The organism is Allobosea sp. FBZP-16 (assembly GCF_002831785.1).
Lineage (GTDB): Bacteria > Pseudomonadota > Alphaproteobacteria > Rhizobiales > Beijerinckiaceae > Allobosea > Allobosea lupini.
This window is the reverse complement of record NZ_LNCQ01000029.1, coordinates 299,094-320,896: the sequence shown is the minus strand read 5'-3', so window position 1 is coordinate 320,896 and position 21,803 is coordinate 299,094. Positions and strand designations below refer to the sequence as shown.

Here is a 21,803-nt window from a genome sequence, read left to right as displayed (position 1 = left end):
GTATGCACCGATGCGTTCCGGTGTGATTGCACAGAAAGTCGGGATGACCCGCATCTTCACCGATGCCGGCGAGCACATCCCGGTCACCGTGCTGAAGCTCGACAACTGCCAGGTTGTCGCGCACCGCACGAAGGACAAGAACGGCTATGTCGCCGTGCAGCTCGGGACGGGCCGTGCCAAGGTCAAGAACGTCTCGAAGGCGCAGCGCGGCCATTTCGCCGTTGCCAAGGTCGAGCCGAAGCAGAAGCTGGTCGAGTTCCGCGTCAGCGACGACGCGTTGATTCCGGTCGGCGCCGAGCTGACCGCCGACCACTTCGTCGTCGGCCAGTTCGTCGACGTGTCGGGCACGACCACCGGTAAGGGCTTCGCCGGCGGCATGAAGCGCTGGAACTTCGGCGGTCTGCGCGCCACGCACGGCGTCTCGGTCTCGCATCGTTCGATCGGTTCGACCGGTGGCCGTCAGGACCCGGGCAAGACCTTCAAGAACAAGAAGATGCCGGGCCATCTGGGTGCCGAGCGCGTCACCACGCAGAACCTGCGCGTCGTCCAGACGGACGCCGAGCGCGGTCTGATCCTGGTCGAGGGCGCCGTCCCCGGCGTTGCCGGCGGCTGGATCCATGTCCGCGACGCGGTCAAGCGCTCGCTGCCGAAGGACGCGCCCCTGCCGGGCAAGTTCAAGGTCTCCGGCGAGGGCAAGGCCGAGAGTGTCGAGGCTCCTGCGGCCCAGGCTGAGGAGAACGTGTGATGAAACTCGATATCGTCACTCTTGAAGGCGGCAATGCCGGCTCGCTCGAGCTGTCCGACGCGATCTTCGGCCTTGAGCCGCGCGCCGACCTGCTCGCCCGCATGGTGCGCTACCAGCTCGCCAAGCGCCGCGCCGGCACGCACAAGTCGAAGGGCCGGTCGGAAGTCGACCGCACCCGCAAGAAGATCTACAAGCAGAAGGGCACCGGCGGCGCTCGTCACGGTGCAGCTTCGGCTCCGCAGTTCCGCGGCGGCGGCAAGGCCTTCGGTCCGGTCGTGCGCGACCACGCCCATGACCTGCCCAAGAAGGTCAAGGCGCTCGCTCTGCGCCATGCGCTCTCGGCCAAGGCCAAGGACGCCGGCCTGATCATCATCGACGACGTCAAGCTCGCCGAGCCGAAGACCAAGACCCTGCTCGGCCATTTCGGCAAGCTGGACCTGTCGAGCGCACTGGTGATCGGCGGCGCCGAGATCGATGTGAATTTCGGCCTGGCGGCGCGTTCGATCCCGAATGTCGACGTCCTGCCGGTTCAGGGCATCAACGTCTATGACATCCTGCGTCGCGACAAGCTCGTGCTGACGCGCTCGGCTGTCGATGCGCTGGAGGCGCGCTTCAAATGAGCCAGTCCAAGAACCTGGATCCGCGCCACTACGACGTCATCCGTGGCCCGGTCATCACCGAAAAGGCGACCATGCTCTCCGAGCACAACAAGGTCGTCTTCAAGGTCGCGAAGACCGCGACCAAGCCGCAGATCAAGGCGGCGATCGAGAAGCTGTTCGACGTCAAGGTGATCAGCGTCAACACGATGGTCACCGAGGGCAAGATGAAGGTCTTCCGGGGCCGTCTCGGCCAGCGCTCGGACGTCAAGAAGGCGGTCGTGACCCTCGAGGAAGGTCACTCCATCGACGTGACCACTGGGCTTTGAGGGAAGGATCGTCATCATGGCTTTGAAGAGTTTCAAGCCGATCACGCCGAGCCTTCGCCAGCTCGTGATCGTCGACCGCAGCGAGCTCTACAAGGGCAAGCCGGTCAAGGTGCTGACCGAGGGCAAGTCGTCCTCGGGCGGCCGCAACAATCTCGGCCGCATCACCGTCCGCTTCCGCGGCGGTGGTCACAAGCGCACGCTGCGCCTGATCGATTTCAAGCGTCGCGGCAAGGCCGGCATCCCGGCTGCCGTGGAGCGGATCGAGTATGATCCGAACCGCTCGGCCTTCATCGCGCTGATCAAGTATCAGGACGGCGAGCTCGCCTACATCCTGGCGCCGCAGCGCCTGGCGGTCGGCGACAGCGTCATCGCCGGCGACAGCGTCGACGTGAAGCCCGGCAACGCGGCCCCGATGGGCACGCTGCCGATCGGCACGATCGTCCACAATGTCGAGCTCAAGATCGGCAAGGGCGGTGCGCTGGCGCGTTCGGCGGGCAACTACGCCCAGATCGTCGGTCGCGACCAGGGCTACGTCATCGTCCGCCTGAACTCGGGCGAGCAGCGCCTGATCAGCGGCCTGTGCTATGCGACGGTGGGCGCGGTCTCGAACCCCGACCACATGAACCGGAATGACGGCAAGGCCGGGCGCTCGCGCTGGCTGGGTCGTCGTCCGCACAACCGTGGTGTCTCGATGAACCCGGTCGACCATCCGCACGGCGGCGGCGAAGGCCGCACCTCGGGCGGCCGTCATCCGGTCACGCCCTGGGGTCTGCCGACCAAGGGCAAGAAGACCCGCTCGAACAAGCGGACCGATACGTTCATCGTGTCGAGCCGTCACGCCCGCAAGAAGAAGAACTGAGGTCCGTCATGGCGCGTTCGCTTTGGAAAGGTCCGTTCGTCGACGGATACCTCCTGAAGAAGGCCGAGGTCGCCCGTTCGGCGAGCCGGTCGGAAGTCATCAAGATCTGGAGCCGCCGCTCCACGATCCTCCCGCAGTTCGTCGGTCTGACGTTCGGCGTCTACAACGGCCACAAGCATGTGCCGGTGAACGTCTCCGAGGAGATGGTGGGCCACAAGTTCGGCGAGTTCTCGCCGACGCGCACCTTCCCCGGCCACGCTGCCGACAAGAAGGCGAAGAGGAAGTAAGCCATGGGTAAGCCCTCCGCCCCCCGTGCGCTGCCCGAGAACGAGGCCAAGGCGGTGGCGCGCAACCTGCGCGTCTCCCCGCAGAAGCTGAACCTTCTCGCCCAGCTCATCCGCGGCAAGAAGGTCTCGACCGCGCTCGCCGACCTCGAGTTCTCGCGCAAGCGGATCTCGACCGATGTGCGCAAGTGCCTGCAGAGCGCGATCGCCAACGCCGAGAACAACCATGATCTCGACGTCGACGATCTGGTCGTGTCCCAGGCTTTCGTCGGCAAGGCGCTGGTCATGAAGCGCTTCCATGCCCGCGCTCGCGGCCGTGGCGCCCGCATCATGAAGCCCTTCGCCAACATCACGATCGTGGTGCGCGAAGTTCAGGCTGCGAAGGCCTGAGGAGAGAACGATGGGTCAGAAAATCAATCCGATCGGCCTTCGTCTCGGCATCAACCGGACCTGGGATTCGCGCTGGTTCGCCGCCAAGGGCGAGTACGGCAAGCTGCTTCATGAGGACATGGCCATCCGCGCCGCCCTGATGAAGCTGCTGAAGCAGGCCGCCGTCTCGAAGATCATCATCGAGCGTCCGCACAAGAAGTGCCGCGTCACCATCCACTCGGCTCGTCCGGGCGTGGTGATCGGCAAGAAGGGTGCCGACATCGAGAAGCTGCGCAAGACGGTCGCGAAGCTGACGAACGCCGACGTGACGATCAACATCGTCGAGGTGCGCAAGCCCGAGATCGACGCGACCCTGGTCGCCGACTCGATCGCGCAGCAGCTCGAGCGCCGCGTCGCCTTCCGTCGCGCCATGAAGCGCGCCGTGCAGTCGGCGATGCGTCTCGGTGCCGAGGGCATCCGCATCAACTGCTCGGGCCGTCTCGGCGGCGCGGAAATCGCGCGCCTCGAATGGTATCGCGAGGGCCGCGTGCCGCTGCATACGCTGCGCGCCGACGTCGACTACGGCGTCGCCACTGCCTTCACGACCTATGGCACGTGCGGGATCAAGGTCTGGATCTTCAAGGGCGAGATCCTCGAACACGACCCGATGGCCCAGGACAAGCGCCTCTCGGACGAGGGCGGCCGCTCCGGTGGTGAGCGCCGCGAACGTCGCGAGCAGGCTGCGTAAGGCTGATCGAGAAGAGCCATGCTGCAACCAAAGCGCACTAAGTTCCGTAAGCAGTTCAAGGGACGCATTTCCGGCGTCGCCAAGGGCGGTACGGACCTCAACTTCGGCCAGTTCGGCCTGAAGGCCCAGGAGCCGGAGCGCGTCACGGCCCGCCAGATCGAGGCGGCCCGTCGTGCCATCACCCGCGCCATGAAGCGCGCGGGTCGAGTCTGGATCCGGATCTTCCCGGACGTGCCGGTCTCGAAGAAGCCGACCGAAGTCCGCATGGGTAAGGGCAAGGGCTCGCCCGAGTTCTGGGCGGCCAAGGTCAAGCCTGGCCGGATCATGTTCGAGCTCGACGGCGTGCCGGAGGATATCGCCCGCGAGGCGCTCCGTCTGGGCGCCGCCAAGCTGCCGATCAAGACCCGCTTCATCCAGCGCATCGCCGAGTAAGGAGGGCGAGATGAAATCGACTCAACGCCTGTCCGATCTCAAAGTGATGAGCGCGGACCAGCTCCAGGACGAGCTTCTCAAGCTCAAGAAGGAGCAGTTCAACCTGCGTTTCCAGCGCGCCACCGGCCAGCTCGAGAATACCGCTCGGGTCACCCTGGTGCGCAAGGAGATCGCCCGCATCAAGACACTGCAGCGGTCGAAGACCGCGGCAGTGAGCGCCTGAGGAGTAGGGGACCATGCCGAAGCGCGTGCTGCAGGGCGTCGTCGTTAGCGACAAGCAAAACAAAACTGTTGTGGTCAAGGTCGAGCGGCGTTATACGCACCCGCTCCTCAAGAAGACGGTGCGCCGTTCGAAGAACTATCACGCCCATGACGAGGCGGGATCGTTCAAGGTCGGTGACTCGGTCTGGATCGAGGAGTCGAAGCCGATTTCCAAGCTGAAAAGCTGGGTTGTGCTCGACAACGCTCCCAAGGCGTAAGTCGAATCATTGAGGCCAGGGGGCGATCGACCCCCGTCAGTCGTAGTCCGGGCTTAGGCAATCCGCCTTTGTCCGGAAACCGCGCTGATATGGAATGGAAGGATCAAGGCCATGATCCAGGTGCAGACGAATCTCGAGGTCGCCGACAATTCCGGTGCCCGCCGCGTGATGTGCATCAAGGTTCTCGGCGGCTCGAAGCGGCGCTATGCCCGCATCGGCGACATCATTGTGGTTTCGATCAAGGAAGCCATCCCGCGCGGCCGCGTGAAGAAGGGCGACGTCATGAAGGCGATCGTCGTGCGCACCGCCAAGGACATCAAGCGCGCCGATGGTTCGGTGATCCGCTTCGACCGCAATGCGGCCGTGCTGATCAACAACCAGAAGGAGCCGGTGGGCACCCGCATCTTCGGACCGGTTCCGCGCGAGCTGCGCGCCAAGAACCACATGAAGATCATTTCGCTCGCTCCCGAGGTGCTGTGATGGCTGCGAAAATCAAAAAGGGCGACAAGGTCGTCGTGCTCGCCGGCCGCGACAAGGGCAAGAACGGCGAAGTGCTCCAGGTCCTGCCGAAGGACGCCCGCGCCGTCGTGCGCGGCGTGAACCTGGTGAAGAAGCACACCAAGGCGACCGCCCAGTCCGAGGGCGGCATCATCAGCAAGGAAGCCACGATCGACCTGTCGAACCTGGCCGTCGCCGATCCGAAGGACGGCAAGCCGACCCGCGTCGGTTTCAAGGTGCTCGATGACGGCCGCAAGGTTCGTTTCGCCAAGCGTTCGGGGGATCTGATCGATGGCTGACAATCAGCAGGCGGCTCTCTCGCCGCGTTTGAAGAAGCATTACGAGGACGTCGTCCGTCCCGCGATGATCGCCGAGTTCGGCTACAAGAACGTCATGGAAGTGCCGACCCTCGAGAAGGTCGTCATCAACATGGGCGTGGGCGAAGCCACGGCCGACCGCAAGAAGGTCGACAACGCCGCCGGCGACCTCGCCATGATCGCCGGCCAGAAGCCGGTCATCACCAAGTCCCGCCTCGCCATCGCCGGCTTCAAGCTGCGCGAGAACATGGCGGTGGGTGCCAAGGTCACGCTGCGCAAGACCAAGATGTTCGAGTTCGTCGATCGGCTCGTCACCATTGCTCTGCCGCGCGTGCGCGACTTCCGTGGCCTCAACCCGAAGTCGTTCGACGGGCGCGGCAATTTCGCGCTCGGGATCAAGGAGCACATCGTGTTCCCCGAGATCAACTACGACAAGGTCGACCAGGTCTGGGGCATGGACGTGATCGTCTGCACGACTGCGAAGTCGGACGACGAGGCACGCGCTCTGCTCAAGCACTTCAACTTCCCGTTCCGGCAGTGAGCCTTCGGGCTCATACGCGGAAACCAGGAGATATCGATGGCTAAGAAAAGCTCCGTCGAGAACAACAACCGCCGCAAGGCGCTCGTGAAGAAATTCGCGGGCCGTCGTGCGCGTCTTCTCGCGATCGCTAATGACGAGAACCAGTCGATGGACGAGCGCTTCCTCGCTCGCCTGAAGCTGGCCGAACTGCCGCGCAATTCCGCCGGCATCCGCGTGCGCAACCGTTGCGAAGTCACCGGCCGCCCGCGCGCTTTCTATCGCAAGTTGAAGATGTCGCGCGTTGCTTTGCGCGAGCTCGGCAACAAGGGGCTGGTTCCCGGCCTCGTCAAGTCGAGCTGGTGAGGAGGTAGCATCATGGCGATCATCGATCCGCTTGGCGATATGCTGACCCGCATCCGCAATGCGCAGATGCGGCGCAAGTCGCGCGTTTCCACCCCGGGCTCGAAGCTGCGCGCCCGCGTTCTGGACGTGCTGCAGTCGGAAGGCTACATCCGCGGCTATTCGACCACCGAGTTCGGCAACGGCCGCACCGAGTTCGACATCGAGCTGAAGTACCACGAGGGACAGCCGGTCATCCGGTCGATCTCGCGCGTGTCGAAGCCCGGCCGTCGCGTCTACTCCTCGGTCGAGACCATGCCTCGCGTGGCCGACGGCCTCGGCGTCACCATCGTCTCCACGCCCCGCGGCGTGATGTCCGATCACCTTGCCCGCGAGCAGAACGTGGGCGGCGAAGTGCTCTGCAAGGTCTTCTGACCTTTCGCGCACAGCTGCTCATCAGGAGAGATCCAATGTCTCGTATCGGTAAGAAGCCCGTTCCGGTCCCCGCTGGCGTCACCGCCAACGTCTCGGGCCAGCTGGTCAAGATCAAGGGCTCGAAGGGCGAACTGTCCTTCGAGGTTCCCGAAGAGGTTTCGGTCGCACTGGAGAACGGCGCCATCGCCGTCCAGCCGCGCTCGCAGACCAAGCGCGCCCGCGCGCTCTGGGGCACCTCGCGCGCCCGCATCAACAACCTGGTCGTCGGTACGACGGCCGGATTCGAGAAGAAGCTCGAGATCAACGGCGTCGGCTACAAGGCCGCGGTCGCCGGCAAGGTGCTCAAGCTCTCGCTCGGCTACAGCCACGACATCGACTATCCGATCCCGGCCGGGGTCGCGATCGTCACGCCGAAGCCGACCGAGATCGTGATCTCCGGCATCGACAAGCAGGTCGTCGGCCAGACCGCCGCCGAGATCCGCGATTATCGCGGTCCCGAGCCCTACAAGGGCAAGGGCGTCAAGTACGCCGGCGAGTTCATCTTCCGCAAGGAAGGCAAGAAGAAGTAAGGACGGCAGCCATGAGCAAGCAGACAGTTGCGACTGCGCGCCGCAAGGCCCGCGTCCGCCGCGCGATCAAGAAAGTGGCCAATGGCCGCGCCCGCCTGTCGGTGCACCGCACCGGCAAGCAGATCTATGCGCAGGTCATCGACGACACCAAGGGGCTGACGCTCGCTTCGGCTTCGTCGCTCGACAAGGACATCCGCGCCGACATCAAGTCGGGTGCGAATGTCGAGGCCGCGGCGCAGATCGGCAAGATCCTTGCCGAGCGCGCCATCAAGGCCGGCGTCAAGGAGGTCGTGTTCGACCGTGGCGCCTATATGTACCATGGCCGCGTCAAGGCGCTGGCCGAGGCCGCTCGCGAAGGCGGGCTGAGGTTCTGATCGGTTGACTATCGCGGGATGCGGGAGGCCTCACGGGCTTCCCGCATATCGCATTTGGAAAGTCGCTCCATTCCGGAGCGCTCGAGCGAGCGGCGGGCCACGATCGGTACCGTCCGCGCAAGTAAGAGGAAGATATGGCGAGAGAACCTCGTGACCGTCAGAACCGCGAAGAGCGTGATTCTGAATTCGTGGACCGCCTGGTCCACATCAACCGCGTCGCCAAGGTGGTGAAGGGCGGCCGTCGCTTCGGCTTCGCTGCCCTCGTCGTCGTCGGCGACCAGAAGGGCCGCGTCGGCTTCGGCCACGGCAAGGCCCGTGAAGTGCCCGAGGCGATCCGCAAGGCGACGGAAGCCGCCAAGCGTGGCCTCGTCCGCGTCCCGCTGCGCGATGGCCGCACGCTGCACCATGACGTCCACGGCCGTCACGGCGCCGGGAAGGTCATCCTGCGCGCTGCCCCGGCCGGTACCGGCATCATCGCCGGCGGCCCGATGCGCGCCGTCTTCGAGGCGGTCGGCATGCAGGACGTGGTTTCGAAGTCGCTCGGCTCTTCGAACCCCTACAACCTCGTGCGCGCCACCTTCGATGCGCTGAAGAACGAGGATTCGCCGCGCAGCGTCGCCGCGCGTCGCTCGCTCAAGGTTTCGGCCCTGCAGACCCGCCGCCGCGATGCCGGCGCGGATGCCGGCGCGGACGCGTGAGGAGGGTTCGATGGCAAAGGCTGAGAAGACCTTCACCGTCGAGCAGATCGGTTCGCCGATCCGCCGCGACGCCTCGCAGCGCCAGACCCTGATCGGTCTCGGCCTGAACAAGATCCGCCGCCAATCGACCCTGCAGGACACGCCGGCTGCGCGTGGCATGGTCGAGAAGGTCAAGCACCTCGTCCGCGTCGTCGACGCGAAGTGAGGAGGGCGAACCCATGAAACTCACAGACATTCGTGACAACGAAGGCGCGACCAAGTCGCGCATCCGCGTCGGCCGTGGCATCGGCTCCGGCAAGGGCAAGACCGGCGGACGTGGCGTCAAGGGCCAGAAGGCTCGCGCCGGCGTGGCGGTCAAGGGCTTCGAAGGCGGCCAGATGCCGCTCTATCGGCGCCTGCCGAAGCGCGGCTTCCACAACCTGTTCTCCAAGGATCTGAACGAGGTCAACCTCGGGCGCATCCAGCAGGCGGTCGAAGCCGGGAAGCTCGATGCCAAGGGTGCGGTGACGGTCGAGGCGCTGGTCGCCGCCGGCGTCATCACCCGGCAGGCCAAGGACGGCGTCAAGATCCTCGGCGTCGGCGAACTCAAGGCGAAGCTCGCCTTCGAGGTGGCCGGTGCGTCGAAGTCGGCCGTCGAGGCGATCGAGAAGGCCGGCGGCACGGTCAAGATCCTGGCGGCTGCCGCTTCACAGGCGTGACTTCCACGCTTACATGACTAACGCGAGCGGCGGCCGGGCCCGAAGCCTTGGCCGCCGTTCGACTGTCTAGACCAGAGAATCACCCAAGGACCGGACGCATGGCATCGGCGGCTGAACAGCTTGCGGCAAACCTGAACTTCGGCGCGCTGGCCAAGGCCGACGAGCTGAAGAAGCGGATCTGGTTCACGCTGGGGGCGCTGATCGTCTACCGGCTCGGCACCTATATCCCGCTGCCCGGCATGAACCCGGATGCGGTCGCCGACCTGTTCAAGCAGACCCAGTCGGGCGTGCTCGGCCTGTTCAACATGTTCTCCGGCGGCGCGGTCGGCCGGCTCGCGATCTTCGCGCTGGCGATCATGCCGTACATCTCGGCCTCGATCATCATCCAGCTGCTCTCCAGCGTCGTCCCGACCTTCGAGGCGCTGAAGAAGGAGGGCGAGGCGGGCCGCAAGATTCTCAACCAGTACACGCGCTATCTGACGCTGGTGCTGGCGCTGTTCCAGGCCTGGGGCATCGGCGTTGGTCTTCAGGGCTCGGGCAATCTCGTGCTCGAACCCGGGCCGTTCTTCCTGATCTCGACCACCATCACGCTGGTCGGCGGCACCATGTTCCTGCTCTGGCTCGGCGAGCAGATCACCAGCCGCGGCATCGGCAACGGCACCTCGATGATCATTTTCGCCGGCATCATCGCCGAATTCCCGGCCCAGCTGGCGCAGACGCTCGAGCTCGGCCGCCAGGGCGCCATCTCGACCGGCCTGCTGCTGCTCGTCATGGTGATGGCGGTCTGCGTCATCGCCTTCGTGGTCTTCGTTGAGCGCGCCCAGCGCCGCCTGCTGATCAACTATCCCAAGCGCCAGGTCGGCAACCGGATGTATGAGGGCCAGACCTCGTTCCTGCCGCTGAAGCTCAACACCGCCGGCGTGATCCCGCCGATCTTCGCGTCGTCGCTGCTGCTGCTGCCGACCACGATCGCCAGCTTCTCGCAGGCTTCGGGCGGCACCGGCATCCTGGCGACGATGGCGACCTACCTCGCGCATGGCCGGCCGCTGTTCATGTTCCTCTATGCGGCGCTGATCATCTTCTTCTGCTTCTTCTACACCGCGATCGTGTTCAATCCGGTCGAGACGGCGGACAACCTCAAGAAGCATGGCGGGTTCATGCCCGGCATCCGCCCGGGCGAGCGCACCGCCGAACATATCGACCGGGTGCTGACGCGCATCACCGTGCTCGGCGCCGCCTATTTGACTATCGTCTGCTTGATCCCGGAGTTCATGATCACCTATGCCCAGATTCCGATCATCCTGCTCGGCGGCACCTCGCTGCTGATCGTGGTGACGACGACCATGGACACGGTGGCTCAGGTCCATGGTCATCTCCTGGCCCATCAATATGAGGGGCTGGTCAAGAAAGCGAAGTTGAGGGGGGCAAGGCGCTGATGAGGCTGATTTTCCTGGGGCCGCCGGGGGCGGGCAAAGGCACTCAGGCGACACGGATCGTCGCAAAGCACGGCATTCCGCAGCTCTCCACCGGCGACATGCTCCGCGCGGCAGTCGCCGCCGGCACGCCGGTCGGCCTCAAGGCCAAGGCGGTGATGGATGCCGGCGGGCTCGTCTCGGACGAGATCGTCATCGGCATCGTCGCCGACCGCATCGAGGAAGCCGACGCCAGGAAGGGCTTCATCCTCGACGGCTTCCCGCGCACGCTGGCGCAGGCCGAGGCACTCGACTCGATGCTGGCCGGCAAGGGACTGAAGCTCGACAAGGTCCTGGAGCTGCGCGTCGACCAGAGCAAGCTGGTCGACCGGATCGTGCGCCGGGCCGAGGAGGCCAAGGCCGCCGGCCAGCCGGTGCGCAAGGACGACGACCCGGAGGTCTTCAAGACCCGGCTCGAAGCCTATAACCGCGATACCGCGATCGTCGCGCCCTATTACGACAAGCGCGGCCAGCTGACGCCGATCGACGGCATGCAGCCGATCGAGCAGGTCGCGAGCGCGATCGACGAGGCGCTGGCGGGCTGATATCCAGCCTGATCGGTCATTCAGATGCCGCGCGGCCTTCGCCGCGCGGTTTTTTCTTGGCGAAGGAGCCGGGCCCATGGCCGACGGCGATGACGACTATGTCTATGACGAGGCGACCGGCGAGTGGCGCCCGGCTTCGGAACTGGCGGCGGCTGCGGCGCAGCAGCGCGAGGTCCGCGACGCCTCCGGCAACATCCTGGTCGACGGCGATGCGGTGACGCTGATCAAGGACCTCAAGGTCAAGGGCGCTAACCAGACCCTGAAGCAGGGCACGGTGATCCGCTCGATCCGGCTGACGGACAATCCCGAAGAGATCGACTGTCGGCACGAGACCATCAAGGGACTGGTGCTGCGCACGGAGTTCGTGCGCAAGCGGTGAGGGGCCCGCCGTGCGCATTTGCGCCGGCGCAGGCGCGATTTCGCGCGCCGCGGTTGCAATTGACACATCTCCTCCCGCCGACTGAACTCCGCCCCAGGCCGATGACGGCCAAGACACGGGACGACGGCAGCCTATGCCGGTGGCACGCGCCATCGCCGGTGATCCGATCGGCCGGCAAACGGGAGGACGACATGAAACGGGTTGCTTGCCTTGTGGCGGCTGCGCTGCTGGCAACGGCTTCGACGGTGCTGGCGCAGGACGCGGTCAAGATTGGCGTCCTCAACGACCAGTCGGGCAATTACGCCGAATTCGGCGGGCTCGGCTCGGTCGAGGCGGCCAAGCTCGCGATCGAGGATTTCGGCGGCTCGGTGCTGGGCAAGCCGATCGAGATCGTCTCGGGCGACCACCAGAACAAGCCGGATGTCGCCGCGGGCCTGGCGCGGCGCTGGTACGATGTCGACGGCGTCACCGCCATCGCCGACCTGACCAATTCGGCCGTGGCGCTCGCCGTAGCCGGCATCGCCAAGGAGAAGCAGAAGGTCGCGCTCTACAACGGCCCGGCGACGACGCGCCTCTTCAACGAGGACTGCATGGCGACCGGCTTCATGTGGACCTTCGATACGGCGACCTCGGCCAAGGGCACGGCGCTGTCGATCCTGCGCGAGGGCGGCGACAGCTGGTACATCATCGCTGCCGACTACGCCTTCGGCCATCAGCTCACCGCCGACATCGAGAAGGTTGTCGCCGCCAATGGCGGCAAGACACTCGGTACCGTGCGGGCGCCGCTCTCGACGCCCGACTTCTCCTCCTTCCTGCTGCAGGCGCAGGCCTCCAAGGCCAAGATCGTCGCCTTCGCCAATGCCGGCAGCGACACGATCAATTCGATCAAGCAGGCCGGCGAGTTCGGCCTCGTCGATGGTGGCCAGAAGCTCGCCGCCATGGTCGTGGTCCTGAGCGACGTGCATGGGCTCGGCCTCGACAAGGCCAAGGGGCTAATCACCACCGCTGCATACTACCATGACGCCGACAAGCCGAGCCGCGCCTTCGCCGACCGCTACATGGCGCGGACGAAGAAGATGCCGGGGATGATCCAGGCGAGCGTCTACTCGTCGGTGCTGCACTATCTCAAGGCGGTCAAGGCGGCCGGCACGGCGGCGGGTCCTGCTGTCGCGGCCAAGATGAAGGAACTGCCTGTCGACGACTTCTACGCACCCGGCGCCAGGATTCGCGAGGACGGTCGCCTGATGAACGACATGTTGCTCGTCGAGGCCAAGGGCCCCTCCGAATCGAAGGCGCCCTGGGACTATTTCAAGGTGGTCCGCAAGATCCCGGCGGCCGAGATCATCGCGCCGCTGTCGGAGAGCAAGTGCCCGCTGGTGAAGAAGTAAAGGCAGCCGGGGCGAGCGTGCCCGGGTTGACAGGGCGCGCTTAACCGACTACCAGCGCGCCATCCGGTTTCAGCTGAGCGATGCCGATGCCTTCGCAAGAAGGATCGACGTCGCTTTCTCGCGTGGACCGGATTCAACGCTCCGCAAGGGCCGGCCTCCACCGGACGCGGAGTTCTTGTCATTGTCATGGCGCCCGGCGTCATGGCCGCAATGGAGAGGTGAAGACCATGGCTCGTATCGCGGGCGTCAACATTCCGACCGGCAAGCGCGTCGTCATCGGTCTGCAGTACATTCACGGCATCGGCGCCCACAAGGCCAAGGAGATCTGCGAGAAGGTCGGCATCGCCGCCGAGCGCCGGGTCAACCAGCTGACCGACGCCGAGGTCCTGCAGATCCGCGAGACGATCGACCGCGACTATCTCGTCGAGGGCGATCTGCGCCGCGAAGTCTCGATGAACATCAAGCGCCTGATGGACCTCGGCTGCTATCGCGGCCTGCGCCATCGCCGCTCGCTGCCGGTGCGCGGCCAGCGTACCCACACCAACGCCCGCACCCGCAAGGGCAAGGCGAAGCCGATCGCCGGCAAGAAGAAGTGAGTTTCGGCGGGCCGGGCGACCGGCTCGCTGCAGTATTTTGCGTCGCCTGACCCGCTCGCGGGCAGGCGATATCCCCAGCGCCTGGCATCACGGGCGCGCCTGAAGGATGGAAGAAAGAGACTATGGCCAAGGAAGCCCAGCGCGTCCGTCGTCGCGAACGCAAGAACATCGTCTCCGGCGTCGCGCATGTGAACGCCTCGTTCAACAACACCATGATCACCATCACCGACGCGCAGGGCAACACGATCTCGTGGTCGTCCGCCGGCACGATGGGTTTCAAGGGCTCGCGCAAGTCGACCCCCTATGCAGCCCAGGTCGCCGCCGAGGACGCTGCCCGCAAGGCTGCCGAGCACGGTATGCGCACCCTCGAGGTCGAGGTCACCGGTCCGGGTTCGGGCCGCGAGTCGGCGCTGCGCGCGCTGCAGGCCGCCGGCTTCACCGTCACCTCGATCCGCGACGTGACGCCGATCCCGCACAATGGCTGCCGGCCGCGCAAGCGTCGCCGCGTCTGAGCCTTAGCCGGATCGAAGCGGCGTCCGCAGGGGCGGACGCCGGTACGGGGCGGCCCGCCGCCGCCATTATTGAATCACCAGGAGTGCGGTCGTGATCAGCAAGAATTGGCAGGATCTGTCCAAGCCTAACAAGCTCGAAGTCAAGGTCGGCGACGACCCGAAGCGTCTGGCCACCGTGATCGCGCGTCCGCTCGAGCGCGGCTTCGGCATGACGCTCGGCAATGCGCTGCGTCGCGTGCTGCTCTCCTCGCTCCAGGGTGCCGCCGTCACCGCCGTCCAGATCGACGGCGTGCTGCATGAGTTCTCCTCGATCCCGGGCGTGCGCGAGGACGTCACCGATATCGTCCTGAACATCAAGGCGATCGCCATCAAGATGCAGGGCGAGGGTCCCAAGCGCATGACCCTGCGCAAGACCGGCCCGGGCGCTGTCACCGCCGGCGACATCAACACCATCGGCGACGTGTCGATCCTCAACCCCGAGCTCGTGCTGTGCACGCTGGACGACGGGGCCGAGATCCGCATGGAGTTCACGGTCAACACCGGCAAGGGCTATGTCCCCTCCGAGCAGAACCGTCCCGAGGACGCGCCGATCGGCCTGATCCCCGTCGACAGCCTCTACTCGCCGGTCAAGAAGGTCTCCTATCGCGTCGAGAACACCCGCGAGGGCCAGAATCTCGACCGCGACATGCTGACCATGCAGATCGAGACCAACGGCTCGGTTTCGCCCGAGGACGCCCTGGCGCTCGCCGCCCGCATCCTGCAGGACCAGCTCGCCGTCTTCATCACCTTCGAAGAGCCGCGCAAGGAAGAGGCCGTCTCGACCGCGCCGCAGCTGCCGTTCAACCCGGCCCTGCTCAAGAAGGTCGACGAGCTCGAACTGTCGGTCCGCTCGGCGAACTGCCTGAAGAACGACAACATCGTCTATATCGGCGATCTCATCCAGAAGTCGGAGGGCGAGATGCTGCGCACCCCGAACTTCGGCCGCAAGTCGCTGAACGAGATCAAGGAAGTGCTCGCCACCATGGGCCTCCATCTCGGCATGGACGTGCAGGGCTGGCCGCCGGAGAACATCGAAGAGCTGGCCAAGCGCTTCGAAGAGCACTACTGAAACCCGGCACGGGACTGCGTCCCGCGCCACTTCCCGCCCGGCGCATGAGCACCGGAGCATAAAGGACGGCCGTTCCGTGGCACGGCGGCCGTAAGCAACGAAGGAGCCAATCATGCGTCACGGTTTCCGCGGTCGTCGTTTCAACCGCACTGCCGAGCATCGCCAGGCGATGTTCGCCAACATGGCCCAGGCCCTGATCAAGCACGAGCAGATCACCACCACGCTGCCGAAGGCCAAGGATCTGCGTCCGGTCGTCGAGAAGCTGGTCACGCTCGGCAAGCGCGGCGACCTGCACGCCCGCCGCCAGGCGATCGCGCAGATCAAGGACGTCGCTTTGGTCGGCAAGCTCTTCGCGGTCCTCGGCCCGCGCTACAAGGAGCGCAATGGCGGCTATCTGCGCATCATGAAGGCGGGCTTCCGCTTCGGCGACAACGCCCCGCTCGCCGTGATCGAGTTCGTCGATCGCGACGTCGACGCCAAGGGCAAGGATTCCGGCCCGGTCTTCACGGCGGATGACGAGCAGGCGGCCTGAGCCGCGCCGACATCAAGCATTTCGGAAAGGGCGGTCTTCGGGCCGCCCTTTTTGTTTTGCCTGTGCAGATCAGAAGCGAGAGGGCATTGCTGCGCGAGATTGTTGCGCCAGCTTGCGCTTCTCCCCGCGTCAGGTGGGTGCTAGCGTCGGCCCAAACCGGGCAGGGCGGTTCTGAAGACCGCTTTGGAGAAAGCCCGGCGTCGAGGGAGATATTCGCATGAAGCGCGCTGCTCTGGCTATTTTAGCCGCCATCGCCATCCTGCCGGCGCAGGCCCAGGACAAATATCCCTCCAAGCCGATCAACATGCTGGTGCCCTTTGCGGCCGGCGGCTCCTCCGACGTGATCGCCCGCCTCGTCGGCGAGGAAATGGCGCAGGTTCTCGGCCAGCGCATCGTGATGGAGAACATGGGCGGAGCGGGCGGCGCGACCGCCTTGACGCGGGCGGCCCGGGCCGAGCCCGACGGCTACACCATCGTGATCGGCAACAGCGGCACCAATGCCGCCTCCTATACGATCTACAACGACCTGAAATACACGCCCGCCGATTTCGTGCCGGTCGGCCTGGTCGCCAAGACCTCGCCGATGATCGCGCTGAAGCTCGACTTCCCGGCCAAGGACCTCAAGGAGTTCCTCGCCTACGCCAAGGCCAATCCCGGCAAGCTCAGCCTCGGCCATGCCGGTGTCGGCTCGTCGAACTATCTGATCTGCCGCAACTTCCTGAAGGCGTCCGGCCTCGACGTGGCGCTGGTGAGCTATCGCGGCGCGGGCCCGGCGCTGAACGACCTGATGGGCGGACAGATCGACGGCGTCTGCGATGCAGCGACCTCGCTCTCCGGCGCGGTCCAGGGCAACAAGGTCAAGGCGCTGGTGGTGGCGACGCCGCAGCGCCTGCCGAGCCTGCCCGATGTGCCGACCTCGGTCGAAGCCGGGCTGCCGGCGTTCCAGGCGCAGGGCTGGAACGCGATCTTCGCGCCGAAGGGCACGCCGCAGCCGGTGATCGACAAGCTCAATCAGGCGCTGCGCACAGCGCTTTCCAGCGAAAAGCTGCATGCGCGCTTCAAGGAGCTCTCTTCGGTGCTGCCTGAAAAGGACGAGATGTCGCCCGAGTTCGTCGCCAAGATGGTTCCGGCCGAGATCGAGAAGTACAAGGTGCTGCTCAGCGACGCCAAATAGGCTTTCAGGCCCGGGCGCTGGCGAGTTCTGTGGCGAGGTCGAGCAGAACGTCCAGCGGCTGCTCGAAGATCTCGGCGTCGGGAGAGACGCCATAGAGCCCGAAGATGAACGCAGTCGTCTCGTTACGCTCGGCAAGGGCCATCGCCCAGCCGGCGAACTGCCTGTGAGCGATCGCATCCTGCGCCAGCAGGCGCAGATCGCCATGGCGCGGATCGACCATGATCCGGCCATAGGTTTCCGCGATAGACCCGGCCTCGCCTTCGAGGACCTGGGCGAATCCACCCGGTGTCGCCATCAGGAAACCTGTGAGATGCCTTTGCGCATTGTGTCGCCGCGCCGTCTCGAGAATGCGCGCGAGCTCGACACGTCGATCCGCCTCGACGAGTCGGCTGCGGCTGGCATAAACAAGGCGCACGAGGCTCACGTCGACATTCCTTCCGGGGGTGAGATGAAGGGTTTCGCGACCCGGAACGGAAGCACGCAGCGCGTGTTTCGCAGACTATCCGGGCTGCTGCCGTGGAGGGATAGTTCGGGAAACGAACGCCCGGGGCAGTCGTTTTGTTTCAAGAAGGAGATCGGCATGCGCCGTTCCATCGTGCCGAACCGCAGTCAGCTCGTCGCTCTGACCCTCGGCCTTGCACTGTCCGCGGGCGCCTCGACGCTGGCCCTCGCCCAGGCCCGGCAAGTGCCGGAGGCGCGGCAGCAGATCACGCTGTCCTTCGCGCCGGTCGTGCAGAAGACCGCGCCTTCGGTCGTCAACGTCTATGGCGCGCGTGTCGAGCGGCGGCCGCAGAACCCGTTCATGGACGATCCGTTCTTCCGCCGCTTCTTCGGTGATGGCGGTTTCGGCCTGCCGCGCGAGCAGGTGCAGCGCTCGCTCGGCTCGGGCGTCATCGTCGATGCCGGAGCGGGGCTCGTCGTCACCAACAACCACGTCATCGAGGGGATGACCGAGGTCAAGGTGGCGCTGGCTGACAAGCGCGAATACGAGGCGACGATCCTGCTGCGCGATCCGCGCACCGATCTCGCCGTGCTCAAGCTCAAGGGCGCCAAGGAGCTTGCGGCCATCGAGGTCGGCGATTCCGACGCGCTGCAGATCGGCGATCTCGTGCTGGCGATCGGCAATCCCTTCGGCGTCGGCCAGACGGTGACGCAGGGCATCATCTCGGCGCTGGCGCGCACCCAGGTCGGCGTCGGCGACGCCCAGTCCTTCATCCAGACCGACGCCGCGATCAACCCCGGCAATTCCGGCGGCGCGCTCGTCGACATGCAGGGCCGGCTCACCGGCATCAATACCGCGATCTTCTCGAAGTCGGGCGGCAGCGTCGGTATCGGCTTCGCCATTCCCTCGGCCATGGTCCGCGTCGTCGTCGACAGCGCCAAGACGGGGGCGACGACGGTTCGCCGGGCCTGGTTCGGGGCGCGGCTGCAGGCGCTGACCCAGGACGTCGCCGACGGGCTCGGGCTCGACCGGCCGGCCGGCTCCGTGGTCGCCAGCGTCGTCGATTCCGGGCCTGCGGCCGAAGGCGGCCTCAAGCGCTCGGACGTGATCCTCGCCGTCGACGGCGTCGGCGTCGACGATCCCGAGAGCTTCGGCTATCGCTTCGCGACCCGTCCGATCGGCGGCACGACGCAGCTCACCGTGCTGCGCGGCGGCAAGCGCATCACCGTCCCCGTCAAGCTGACACCGGCGCCGGAGACGCGCCCGCGCGAGCCGGTCAAGGTCGCCGGCCGCTCGCCCTTCACGGGGCTCACCGTGCTGAACCTGTCGCCGGCGGTCGCCGAAGAGCTCTCGATCGACCTCTCGACCGAGGGCGTCGTCGTCGGCAATATCGAGGAAGGCAGCCCGGCCGCGCGCGTCGGCTTCCAGAAGGGCGATCTCATCCTCGCCATCAATGGCGAGCGCATCAACGCCTCGCGTGAGATCGAGCTGGCGACGCGCGAGCGCAAGCGCTCCTGGGAGGTGACGATCTCGCGCGGCGGCCAGACCGTGACGTCCGTGTTCGGCGGGTGAGGTGACCGACCTCTTCTCCGCCTCCGGCCTCGACAAATCCGGTCCGCGCCCGCTCGCGGACCGGGTGCGGCCGACGACGCTCGGGGAGGTCTCCGGCCAGGATCACCTGACCGGCGAGGACGGCGTGCTGACCCGGCTGATCGCCTCGGGCTCGCTCGGCAGCCTGATCTTCTGGGGACCGCCCGGCACCGGCAAGACCACCGTGGCGCGCCTGCTCGCGGGGCAGACCGATCTCGGCTTCGAGCAGATCAGCGCGATCTTCTCAGGCGTAGCCGATCTGAAGAAAGCCTTTGACGCCGCCCGCGGCCGCAGGCTCGGCGGCAAGGGCACCTTGCTGTTCGTCGACGAGATCCACCGCTTCAACCGGGCCCAGCAGGATGCCTTCCTGCCGGTGATGGAAGACGGCACGATCACGCTGGTCGGCGCCACCACCGAGAACCCGTCCTTCGCCTTGAACGCCGCACTGCTGTCGCGCGCCCGCGTCCTGACCTTCAAGGCGCTCGACGAGGGCGCGCTGCTCTTCCTGCTCGGCCGGGCCGAGGCGCTGGAGAATCGCGAATTGCCGCTGACGCCGGAGGCGCGGCTCGCGCTGGCGCGCTTCGCCGATGGCGACGGGCGGGCGGTGCTGACGCTGGCCGAGGAGACCTGGCGCGCCGCCAAGCCGGGCGAGATCTTCGACGAGGCCGGCCTTTCCGAGGTGATCCAGCGCCGCGCGCCGATCTACGACAAGGCGCAGGATGGCCACTACAATCTGATCTCGGCCCTGCACAAGACGATCCGCGGCTCCGATCCGGACGCCGCGCTCTATTACTTCGCTCGCATGCTCGATGCCGGCGAGGACCCGCGCTTCCTGGCGCGGCGGCTGGTGCGCATGGCGGTCGAGGATATCGGCCTTGCCGACCCGCAGGCGCTGGTGCATGCCCGCGCCGCTGCCGAGACCTATGAGCAGCTTGGCTCGCCCGAGGGCGAGCTCGCTTTGGCCAATACGGTGATCTATCTCGCCACCGCGCCAAAATCGAACGCGGCCTATGTCGCGTACAAGGCGGCGATGCGCACCGCCAAGCAGGCGGGCTCGCTGACGCCGCCCAAGACGATCCTGAACGCCCCGACCAAGCTGATGAAGGAAGAGGGCTACGGAGCGGACTACGCCTATGACCACGACGCGCCCGACGCCTTCTCCGGCCAGAACTACTGGCCAGACGCACTCGGCCGCCAGCGCTTCTACGATCCGCCCGAGCGCGGCTTCGAGCGCGAGATCAGGAAGCGGCTGGAATACTGGGAGAAGCTCCGGCAGGAGCGAGGGGAGTAGGGCGCTCTTCTGCCGATCGCAGGAGAATGCCAGCTATTCTCCGTCATGGTCGGGCTTGTCCCGACCATCCACGTCTTCCTTCGGACGGCGCGGTGTCCAGGACGTTGATGCTCGCCACAAGCGCGAGCATGACGGCATTGGCAGCTCTGTAAAAAGCAATTGCTTCTAAAAACTCCGCTCGATGAACACCTGCGTCGAGATCTGTCGCCCGGCCAGTCCAACCGGGATCTCGCGGCCTGTTAGTGCGATCTTCGCCCAGGCGACCGAGCTCTCGATGCCGGCCTTGAAACCCTCGACCGGCGTCCAGACCAGATTGGCGGCGAAGCGGTCGATCCTGACCTCGCCGCGGATCTGGCCGGCGAGCGGCACTTCGAGCCAGTAGCGGCTGAGATAGGCGTTGCTGGCGAGCTCGTCGGTCCATTCGAAGCGGCCGGAGACGACGCCGGAGAAGCCGCGCGTGGCATCGCTCGCCACCAGCACGCGGTTGACGGTGCGGGCGTCGAGCACCGAGCCGAGATAGGGCGCCCCGTCTATCGCGCCGGCGAGCTGGGCGGTCAGGCTCCAGCCATGGCCCAGCGCCTCGCCTTCATAGGTCGCGCCGACGATGCCGGCCCGGCCGAAGCGCGCGGGCGTGCCGGGGATCTCGCGCATGGCGAGCGCGCCATGAATGGTCCAGCCGTCCTGCTCGTAGACGAGGCGGCCGATTGTGTCCGGTATGCGCCGCCCGGTCGGGACCGGTGCGCTCGAGGCGGTGTTGCCGAGCGCGGGATCTTCGAGGGCCAGCGTGGCCGTCCAGCTCTCGGTCAGCGGCAGTTCCAGCGCGATGATGCCGACGGTGCGCGAGGGCACGCGCGCCGAGAAGATGAACTCGTCGCCGGTCCAGAACGAGAAACGCGAGGCATCGAGGCCGAAGGTCCAGGGGCCGACCAGAATGGTCGCCTCGTCGATCGAAGGATCGCTGGCGCCGTCGACCGGGCTGTACAGAGTGAAGCCGAAGGCCGTGCCGACGCGTAGGCCCGAGGCGAGCTCATGCGAGGTCGCGATGCGGAAAGCGGCGCTCAGGGGAAAGGAGGTCGCGGCCGGTGGGGCCGGTGGGCCGTTGCGCGAGGCGCGGAAGGAATCGCGCTGCATGCCGGCGCTGACCGTGCCGGAGATGGCAAGGCAAGTGGCCGACCCCGGCAGGACGAGGCCGCGCTCCGGCGGGTCTTTGTCCTCCTCATCGTCATCATCGTCGTCGCTGTCGTCGTCCGCCTCCTCGCTCGAATCCGCGGGCTTGGCCGGCCCGCCGGTGAAAAGCGGCTGGATTTCGGGAGGCGCGATCGTGCAGGCACGAGCGAAGCTTGGCGCCTGCGCCGGGCGGGACGGCAGGCGCAGCGGCGCGGCGAGGGCGGTCTGCGAGAGGAGTGCGAGGCCGAGGCCGGCAGGCAAGATCGCGCGCCAAGCCGCGCCGATACGCTCGCCTCCCGGTTCGGAACCGCATGCCAT

General features: G+C 66.2%; 33 protein-coding genes. 31 read left to right on the top strand and 2 right to left on the bottom strand.

What is annotated here, in order from left to right; all coding sequences use genetic code 11:
• The first annotated feature begins 10 nt into the window (after window positions 1-10).
• The 29 genes from rplC to CXY91_RS16180 all read left to right on the top strand — a co-directional run bounded on the left by rplC (window position 11) and on the right by CXY91_RS16180 (window position 16,995).
• A complete protein-coding gene (rplC, locus tag CXY91_RS16320; RefSeq protein ID WP_091842277.1) occupies window positions 11-745 on the top strand; it encodes a 50S ribosomal protein L3 in 735 nt (244 codons plus the stop codon).
• Window positions 745-1,365, top strand: a complete 621-nt coding sequence (gene rplD / locus CXY91_RS16315) for a 50S ribosomal protein L4 (RefSeq protein WP_100962335.1) — start codon at window positions 745-747, stop codon at window positions 1,363-1,365. Before rplC ends, rplD begins: the two co-directional genes overlap by 1 nt.
• Window positions 1,362-1,670 carry a 50S ribosomal protein L23 gene (locus tag CXY91_RS16310; RefSeq protein ID WP_091842271.1) on the top strand — a complete coding sequence of 103 codons (309 nt, stop codon included), beginning with the start codon at window positions 1,362-1,364 and terminating at the stop codon, window positions 1,668-1,670. Before rplD ends, CXY91_RS16310 begins: the two co-directional genes overlap by 4 nt.
• A 16-nt stretch (window positions 1,671-1,686) precedes the next feature.
• On the top strand, window positions 1,687-2,529 hold the full coding sequence (gene rplB, locus CXY91_RS16305) for a 50S ribosomal protein L2 (RefSeq protein ID WP_091842268.1): 843 nt from the start codon (window positions 1,687-1,689) through the stop codon (window positions 2,527-2,529).
• A gap of 8 nt (window positions 2,530-2,537) precedes the next feature.
• Window positions 2,538-2,816, top strand: a complete 279-nt coding sequence (gene rpsS, locus CXY91_RS16300) for a 30S ribosomal protein S19 (RefSeq protein WP_091842265.1) — start codon at window positions 2,538-2,540, stop codon at window positions 2,814-2,816.
• Window positions 2,817-2,819: 3 nt separating this feature from the next.
• Window positions 2,820-3,203 (top strand): 50S ribosomal protein L22, encoded by a 384-nt coding sequence (rplV, locus tag CXY91_RS16295; RefSeq protein ID WP_091842262.1) that lies wholly within the window; start codon window positions 2,820-2,822, stop codon window positions 3,201-3,203.
• A 10-nt stretch (window positions 3,204-3,213) separates the two neighbouring features.
• Entirely contained in the window at window positions 3,214-3,930 is a 717-nt protein-coding gene (gene rpsC, locus CXY91_RS16290) for a 30S ribosomal protein S3 (RefSeq protein WP_091842260.1), read from the top strand.
• An 18-nt stretch (window positions 3,931-3,948) separates the two neighbouring features.
• Complete coding sequence (rplP, locus tag CXY91_RS16285; protein ID WP_057193262.1) at window positions 3,949-4,362, top strand: 50S ribosomal protein L16; 414 nt, start codon at window positions 3,949-3,951, stop codon at window positions 4,360-4,362.
• A 10-nt stretch (window positions 4,363-4,372) separates the two neighbouring features.
• Window positions 4,373-4,585 (top strand): 50S ribosomal protein L29, encoded by a 213-nt coding sequence (rpmC, locus tag CXY91_RS16280; RefSeq protein ID WP_091842257.1) that lies wholly within the window; start codon window positions 4,373-4,375, stop codon window positions 4,583-4,585.
• Window positions 4,586-4,598: 13 nt separating this feature from the next.
• On the top strand, window positions 4,599-4,841 hold the full coding sequence (gene rpsQ / locus CXY91_RS16275; protein ID WP_091842255.1) for a 30S ribosomal protein S17: 243 nt from the start codon (window positions 4,599-4,601) through the stop codon (window positions 4,839-4,841).
• Between the two features lie 111 nt (window positions 4,842-4,952).
• A complete protein-coding gene (gene rplN / locus CXY91_RS16270; protein WP_091842252.1) occupies window positions 4,953-5,321 on the top strand; it encodes a 50S ribosomal protein L14 in 369 nt (122 codons plus the stop codon).
• Window positions 5,321-5,638 (top strand): 50S ribosomal protein L24, encoded by a 318-nt coding sequence (gene rplX, locus CXY91_RS16265; protein ID WP_057193254.1) that lies wholly within the window; start codon window positions 5,321-5,323, stop codon window positions 5,636-5,638. The genes rplN and rplX overlap by 1 nt, the downstream gene beginning before the upstream one ends.
• A complete protein-coding gene (gene rplE, locus CXY91_RS16260) occupies window positions 5,631-6,197 on the top strand; it encodes a 50S ribosomal protein L5 (protein ID WP_091842249.1) in 567 nt (188 codons plus the stop codon). The genes rplX and rplE overlap by 8 nt, the downstream gene beginning before the upstream one ends.
• A gap of 36 nt (window positions 6,198-6,233) precedes the next feature.
• Window positions 6,234-6,539 carry a 30S ribosomal protein S14 gene (rpsN, locus tag CXY91_RS16255; RefSeq protein WP_057193250.1) on the top strand — a complete coding sequence of 102 codons (306 nt, stop codon included), beginning with the start codon at window positions 6,234-6,236 and terminating at the stop codon, window positions 6,537-6,539.
• Window positions 6,540-6,551: 12 nt separating this feature from the next.
• Window positions 6,552-6,950, top strand: coding sequence for a 30S ribosomal protein S8 (gene rpsH / locus CXY91_RS16250; protein ID WP_057193248.1), 399 nt, complete (start codon window positions 6,552-6,554; stop codon window positions 6,948-6,950).
• A 35-nt stretch (window positions 6,951-6,985) separates the two neighbouring features.
• Window positions 6,986-7,519 (top strand): 50S ribosomal protein L6, encoded by a 534-nt coding sequence (gene rplF / locus CXY91_RS16245; RefSeq protein WP_091842246.1) that lies wholly within the window; start codon window positions 6,986-6,988, stop codon window positions 7,517-7,519.
• Window positions 7,520-7,530: 11 nt separating this feature from the next.
• On the top strand, window positions 7,531-7,893 hold the full coding sequence (gene rplR / locus CXY91_RS16240; RefSeq protein ID WP_100962334.1) for a 50S ribosomal protein L18: 363 nt from the start codon (window positions 7,531-7,533) through the stop codon (window positions 7,891-7,893).
• A gap of 134 nt (window positions 7,894-8,027) precedes the next feature.
• Window positions 8,028-8,591 (top strand): 30S ribosomal protein S5, encoded by a 564-nt coding sequence (gene rpsE / locus CXY91_RS16235; protein WP_091842240.1) that lies wholly within the window; start codon window positions 8,028-8,030, stop codon window positions 8,589-8,591.
• 10 nt (window positions 8,592-8,601) lie between these two features.
• Window positions 8,602-8,796 carry a 50S ribosomal protein L30 gene (gene rpmD, locus CXY91_RS16230; RefSeq protein ID WP_091842304.1) on the top strand — a complete coding sequence of 65 codons (195 nt, stop codon included), beginning with the start codon at window positions 8,602-8,604 and terminating at the stop codon, window positions 8,794-8,796.
• A 13-nt stretch (window positions 8,797-8,809) separates the two neighbouring features.
• Complete coding sequence (rplO, locus tag CXY91_RS16225) at window positions 8,810-9,289, top strand: 50S ribosomal protein L15 (RefSeq protein WP_091842237.1); 480 nt, start codon at window positions 8,810-8,812, stop codon at window positions 9,287-9,289.
• A 98-nt stretch (window positions 9,290-9,387) separates the two neighbouring features.
• The gene (gene secY / locus CXY91_RS16220; protein ID WP_091842235.1) at window positions 9,388-10,725 is read left to right on the top strand and encodes a preprotein translocase subunit SecY; all 1,338 of its coding nucleotides are present in this window, start codon (window positions 9,388-9,390) and stop codon (window positions 10,723-10,725) included.
• Complete coding sequence (locus CXY91_RS16215) at window positions 10,725-11,306, top strand: adenylate kinase (protein WP_091842232.1); 582 nt, start codon at window positions 10,725-10,727, stop codon at window positions 11,304-11,306. Before secY ends, CXY91_RS16215 begins: the two co-directional genes overlap by 1 nt.
• Window positions 11,307-11,382: 76 nt before the next feature.
• Entirely contained in the window at window positions 11,383-11,685 is a 303-nt protein-coding gene (locus CXY91_RS16210; RefSeq protein ID WP_091842230.1) for an alkylphosphonate utilization protein, read from the top strand.
• A gap of 191 nt (window positions 11,686-11,876) precedes the next feature.
• Complete coding sequence (locus tag CXY91_RS16205; RefSeq protein ID WP_100962333.1) at window positions 11,877-13,073, top strand: ABC transporter substrate-binding protein; 1,197 nt, start codon at window positions 11,877-11,879, stop codon at window positions 13,071-13,073.
• Window positions 13,074-13,300: 227 nt separating this feature from the next.
• A complete protein-coding gene (gene rpsM / locus CXY91_RS16200) occupies window positions 13,301-13,669 on the top strand; it encodes a 30S ribosomal protein S13 (protein ID WP_100962332.1) in 369 nt (122 codons plus the stop codon).
• Window positions 13,670-13,791: 122 nt separating this feature from the next.
• Window positions 13,792-14,181, top strand: a complete 390-nt coding sequence (rpsK, locus tag CXY91_RS16195) for a 30S ribosomal protein S11 (RefSeq protein ID WP_043237079.1) — start codon at window positions 13,792-13,794, stop codon at window positions 14,179-14,181.
• A 91-nt stretch (window positions 14,182-14,272) separates the two neighbouring features.
• Window positions 14,273-15,289, top strand: coding sequence for a DNA-directed RNA polymerase subunit alpha (locus tag CXY91_RS16190; protein WP_091842218.1), 1,017 nt, complete (start codon window positions 14,273-14,275; stop codon window positions 15,287-15,289).
• Window positions 15,290-15,401: 112 nt separating this feature from the next.
• Window positions 15,402-15,821 (top strand): 50S ribosomal protein L17, encoded by a 420-nt coding sequence (gene rplQ, locus CXY91_RS16185; protein ID WP_100962331.1) that lies wholly within the window; start codon window positions 15,402-15,404, stop codon window positions 15,819-15,821.
• 217 nt (window positions 15,822-16,038) lie between these two features.
• Window positions 16,039-16,995, top strand: a complete 957-nt coding sequence (locus CXY91_RS16180) for a tripartite tricarboxylate transporter substrate-binding protein (protein ID WP_091842212.1) — start codon at window positions 16,039-16,041, stop codon at window positions 16,993-16,995.
• A gap of 4 nt (window positions 16,996-16,999) precedes the next feature.
• Here CXY91_RS16180 and CXY91_RS16175 read toward each other — a convergent pair whose 3' ends face one another.
• Complete coding sequence (locus CXY91_RS16175; protein ID WP_158673445.1) at window positions 17,000-17,419, bottom strand: BLUF domain-containing protein; 420 nt, start codon at window positions 17,417-17,419, stop codon at window positions 17,000-17,002.
• Window positions 17,420-17,575: 156 nt separating this feature from the next.
• Between CXY91_RS16175 and CXY91_RS16170 the strand changes: the two genes are divergently transcribed.
• Both CXY91_RS16170 and CXY91_RS16165 read left to right on the top strand, forming a co-directional pair.
• Entirely contained in the window at window positions 17,576-19,009 is a 1,434-nt protein-coding gene (locus tag CXY91_RS16170; RefSeq protein ID WP_100962329.1) for a DegQ family serine endoprotease, read from the top strand.
• A 1-nt stretch (window position 19,010) separates the two neighbouring features.
• Entirely contained in the window at window positions 19,011-20,318 is a 1,308-nt protein-coding gene (locus CXY91_RS16165) for a replication-associated recombination protein A (protein WP_100962328.1), read from the top strand.
• A 165-nt stretch (window positions 20,319-20,483) separates the two neighbouring features.
• Here the strand turns inward: CXY91_RS16165 and CXY91_RS16160 are convergent, their stop codons facing one another.
• A complete protein-coding gene (locus CXY91_RS16160; protein ID WP_158673444.1) occupies window positions 20,484-21,746 on the bottom strand; it encodes a hypothetical protein in 1,263 nt (420 codons plus the stop codon).
• Between the last annotated feature and the right edge of the window lie 57 nt (window positions 21,747-21,803).

What these genes read in the sequence shown, in the direction of transcription:
- rpsN (WP_057193250.1), top strand. Translation starts at nt 6,234, where the DNA reads ATGGCTAAGAAAAGCTCCGTCGAGAACAACAACCGCCGCAAGGCGCTC.
- rpsK (WP_043237079.1), top strand. Translation starts at nt 13,792, where the DNA reads ATGGCCAAGGAAGCCCAGCGCGTCCGTCGTCGCGAACGCAAGAACATC.
- rplB (WP_091842268.1), top strand. Translation starts at nt 1,687, where the DNA reads ATGGCTTTGAAGAGTTTCAAGCCGATCACGCCGAGCCTTCGCCAGCTC.
- rpsM (WP_100962332.1), top strand. Translation starts at nt 13,301, where the DNA reads ATGGCTCGTATCGCGGGCGTCAACATTCCGACCGGCAAGCGCGTCGTC.
- rpsH (WP_057193248.1), top strand. Translation starts at nt 6,552, where the DNA reads ATGGCGATCATCGATCCGCTTGGCGATATGCTGACCCGCATCCGCAAT.
- secY (WP_091842235.1), top strand. Translation starts at nt 9,388, where the DNA reads ATGGCATCGGCGGCTGAACAGCTTGCGGCAAACCTGAACTTCGGCGCG.
- rpsS (WP_091842265.1), top strand. Translation starts at nt 2,538, where the DNA reads ATGGCGCGTTCGCTTTGGAAAGGTCCGTTCGTCGACGGATACCTCCTG.
- rpsQ (WP_091842255.1), top strand. Translation starts at nt 4,599, where the DNA reads ATGCCGAAGCGCGTGCTGCAGGGCGTCGTCGTTAGCGACAAGCAAAAC.
- rplP (WP_057193262.1), top strand. Translation starts at nt 3,949, where the DNA reads ATGCTGCAACCAAAGCGCACTAAGTTCCGTAAGCAGTTCAAGGGACGC.
- CXY91_RS16180 (WP_091842212.1), top strand. Translation starts at nt 16,039, where the DNA reads ATGAAGCGCGCTGCTCTGGCTATTTTAGCCGCCATCGCCATCCTGCCG.
- rplV (WP_091842262.1), top strand. Translation starts at nt 2,820, where the DNA reads ATGGGTAAGCCCTCCGCCCCCCGTGCGCTGCCCGAGAACGAGGCCAAG.
- rplC (WP_091842277.1), top strand. Translation starts at nt 11, where the DNA reads ATGCGTTCCGGTGTGATTGCACAGAAAGTCGGGATGACCCGCATCTTC.
- rplE (WP_091842249.1), top strand. Translation starts at nt 5,631, where the DNA reads ATGGCTGACAATCAGCAGGCGGCTCTCTCGCCGCGTTTGAAGAAGCAT.
- rplN (WP_091842252.1), top strand. Translation starts at nt 4,953, where the DNA reads ATGATCCAGGTGCAGACGAATCTCGAGGTCGCCGACAATTCCGGTGCC.
- CXY91_RS16205 (WP_100962333.1), top strand. Translation starts at nt 11,877, where the DNA reads ATGAAACGGGTTGCTTGCCTTGTGGCGGCTGCGCTGCTGGCAACGGCT.
- CXY91_RS16210 (WP_091842230.1), top strand. Translation starts at nt 11,383, where the DNA reads ATGGCCGACGGCGATGACGACTATGTCTATGACGAGGCGACCGGCGAG.
- rplF (WP_091842246.1), top strand. Translation starts at nt 6,986, where the DNA reads ATGTCTCGTATCGGTAAGAAGCCCGTTCCGGTCCCCGCTGGCGTCACC.
- CXY91_RS16170 (WP_100962329.1), top strand. Translation starts at nt 17,576, where the DNA reads ATGCGCCGTTCCATCGTGCCGAACCGCAGTCAGCTCGTCGCTCTGACC.
- rplQ (WP_100962331.1), top strand. Translation starts at nt 15,402, where the DNA reads ATGCGTCACGGTTTCCGCGGTCGTCGTTTCAACCGCACTGCCGAGCAT.
- rplR (WP_100962334.1), top strand. Translation starts at nt 7,531, where the DNA reads ATGAGCAAGCAGACAGTTGCGACTGCGCGCCGCAAGGCCCGCGTCCGC.
- rplD (WP_100962335.1), top strand. Translation starts at nt 745, where the DNA reads ATGAAACTCGATATCGTCACTCTTGAAGGCGGCAATGCCGGCTCGCTC.
- rpmD (WP_091842304.1), top strand. Translation starts at nt 8,602, where the DNA reads ATGGCAAAGGCTGAGAAGACCTTCACCGTCGAGCAGATCGGTTCGCCG.
- CXY91_RS16215 (WP_091842232.1), top strand. Translation starts at nt 10,725, where the DNA reads ATGAGGCTGATTTTCCTGGGGCCGCCGGGGGCGGGCAAAGGCACTCAG.
- rpmC (WP_091842257.1), top strand. Translation starts at nt 4,373, where the DNA reads ATGAAATCGACTCAACGCCTGTCCGATCTCAAAGTGATGAGCGCGGAC.
- rplX (WP_057193254.1), top strand. Translation starts at nt 5,321, where the DNA reads ATGGCTGCGAAAATCAAAAAGGGCGACAAGGTCGTCGTGCTCGCCGGC.
- rpsC (WP_091842260.1), top strand. Translation starts at nt 3,214, where the DNA reads ATGGGTCAGAAAATCAATCCGATCGGCCTTCGTCTCGGCATCAACCGG.
- CXY91_RS16310 (WP_091842271.1), top strand. Translation starts at nt 1,362, where the DNA reads ATGAGCCAGTCCAAGAACCTGGATCCGCGCCACTACGACGTCATCCGT.
- rpsE (WP_091842240.1), top strand. Translation starts at nt 8,028, where the DNA reads ATGGCGAGAGAACCTCGTGACCGTCAGAACCGCGAAGAGCGTGATTCT.
- rplO (WP_091842237.1), top strand. Translation starts at nt 8,810, where the DNA reads ATGAAACTCACAGACATTCGTGACAACGAAGGCGCGACCAAGTCGCGC.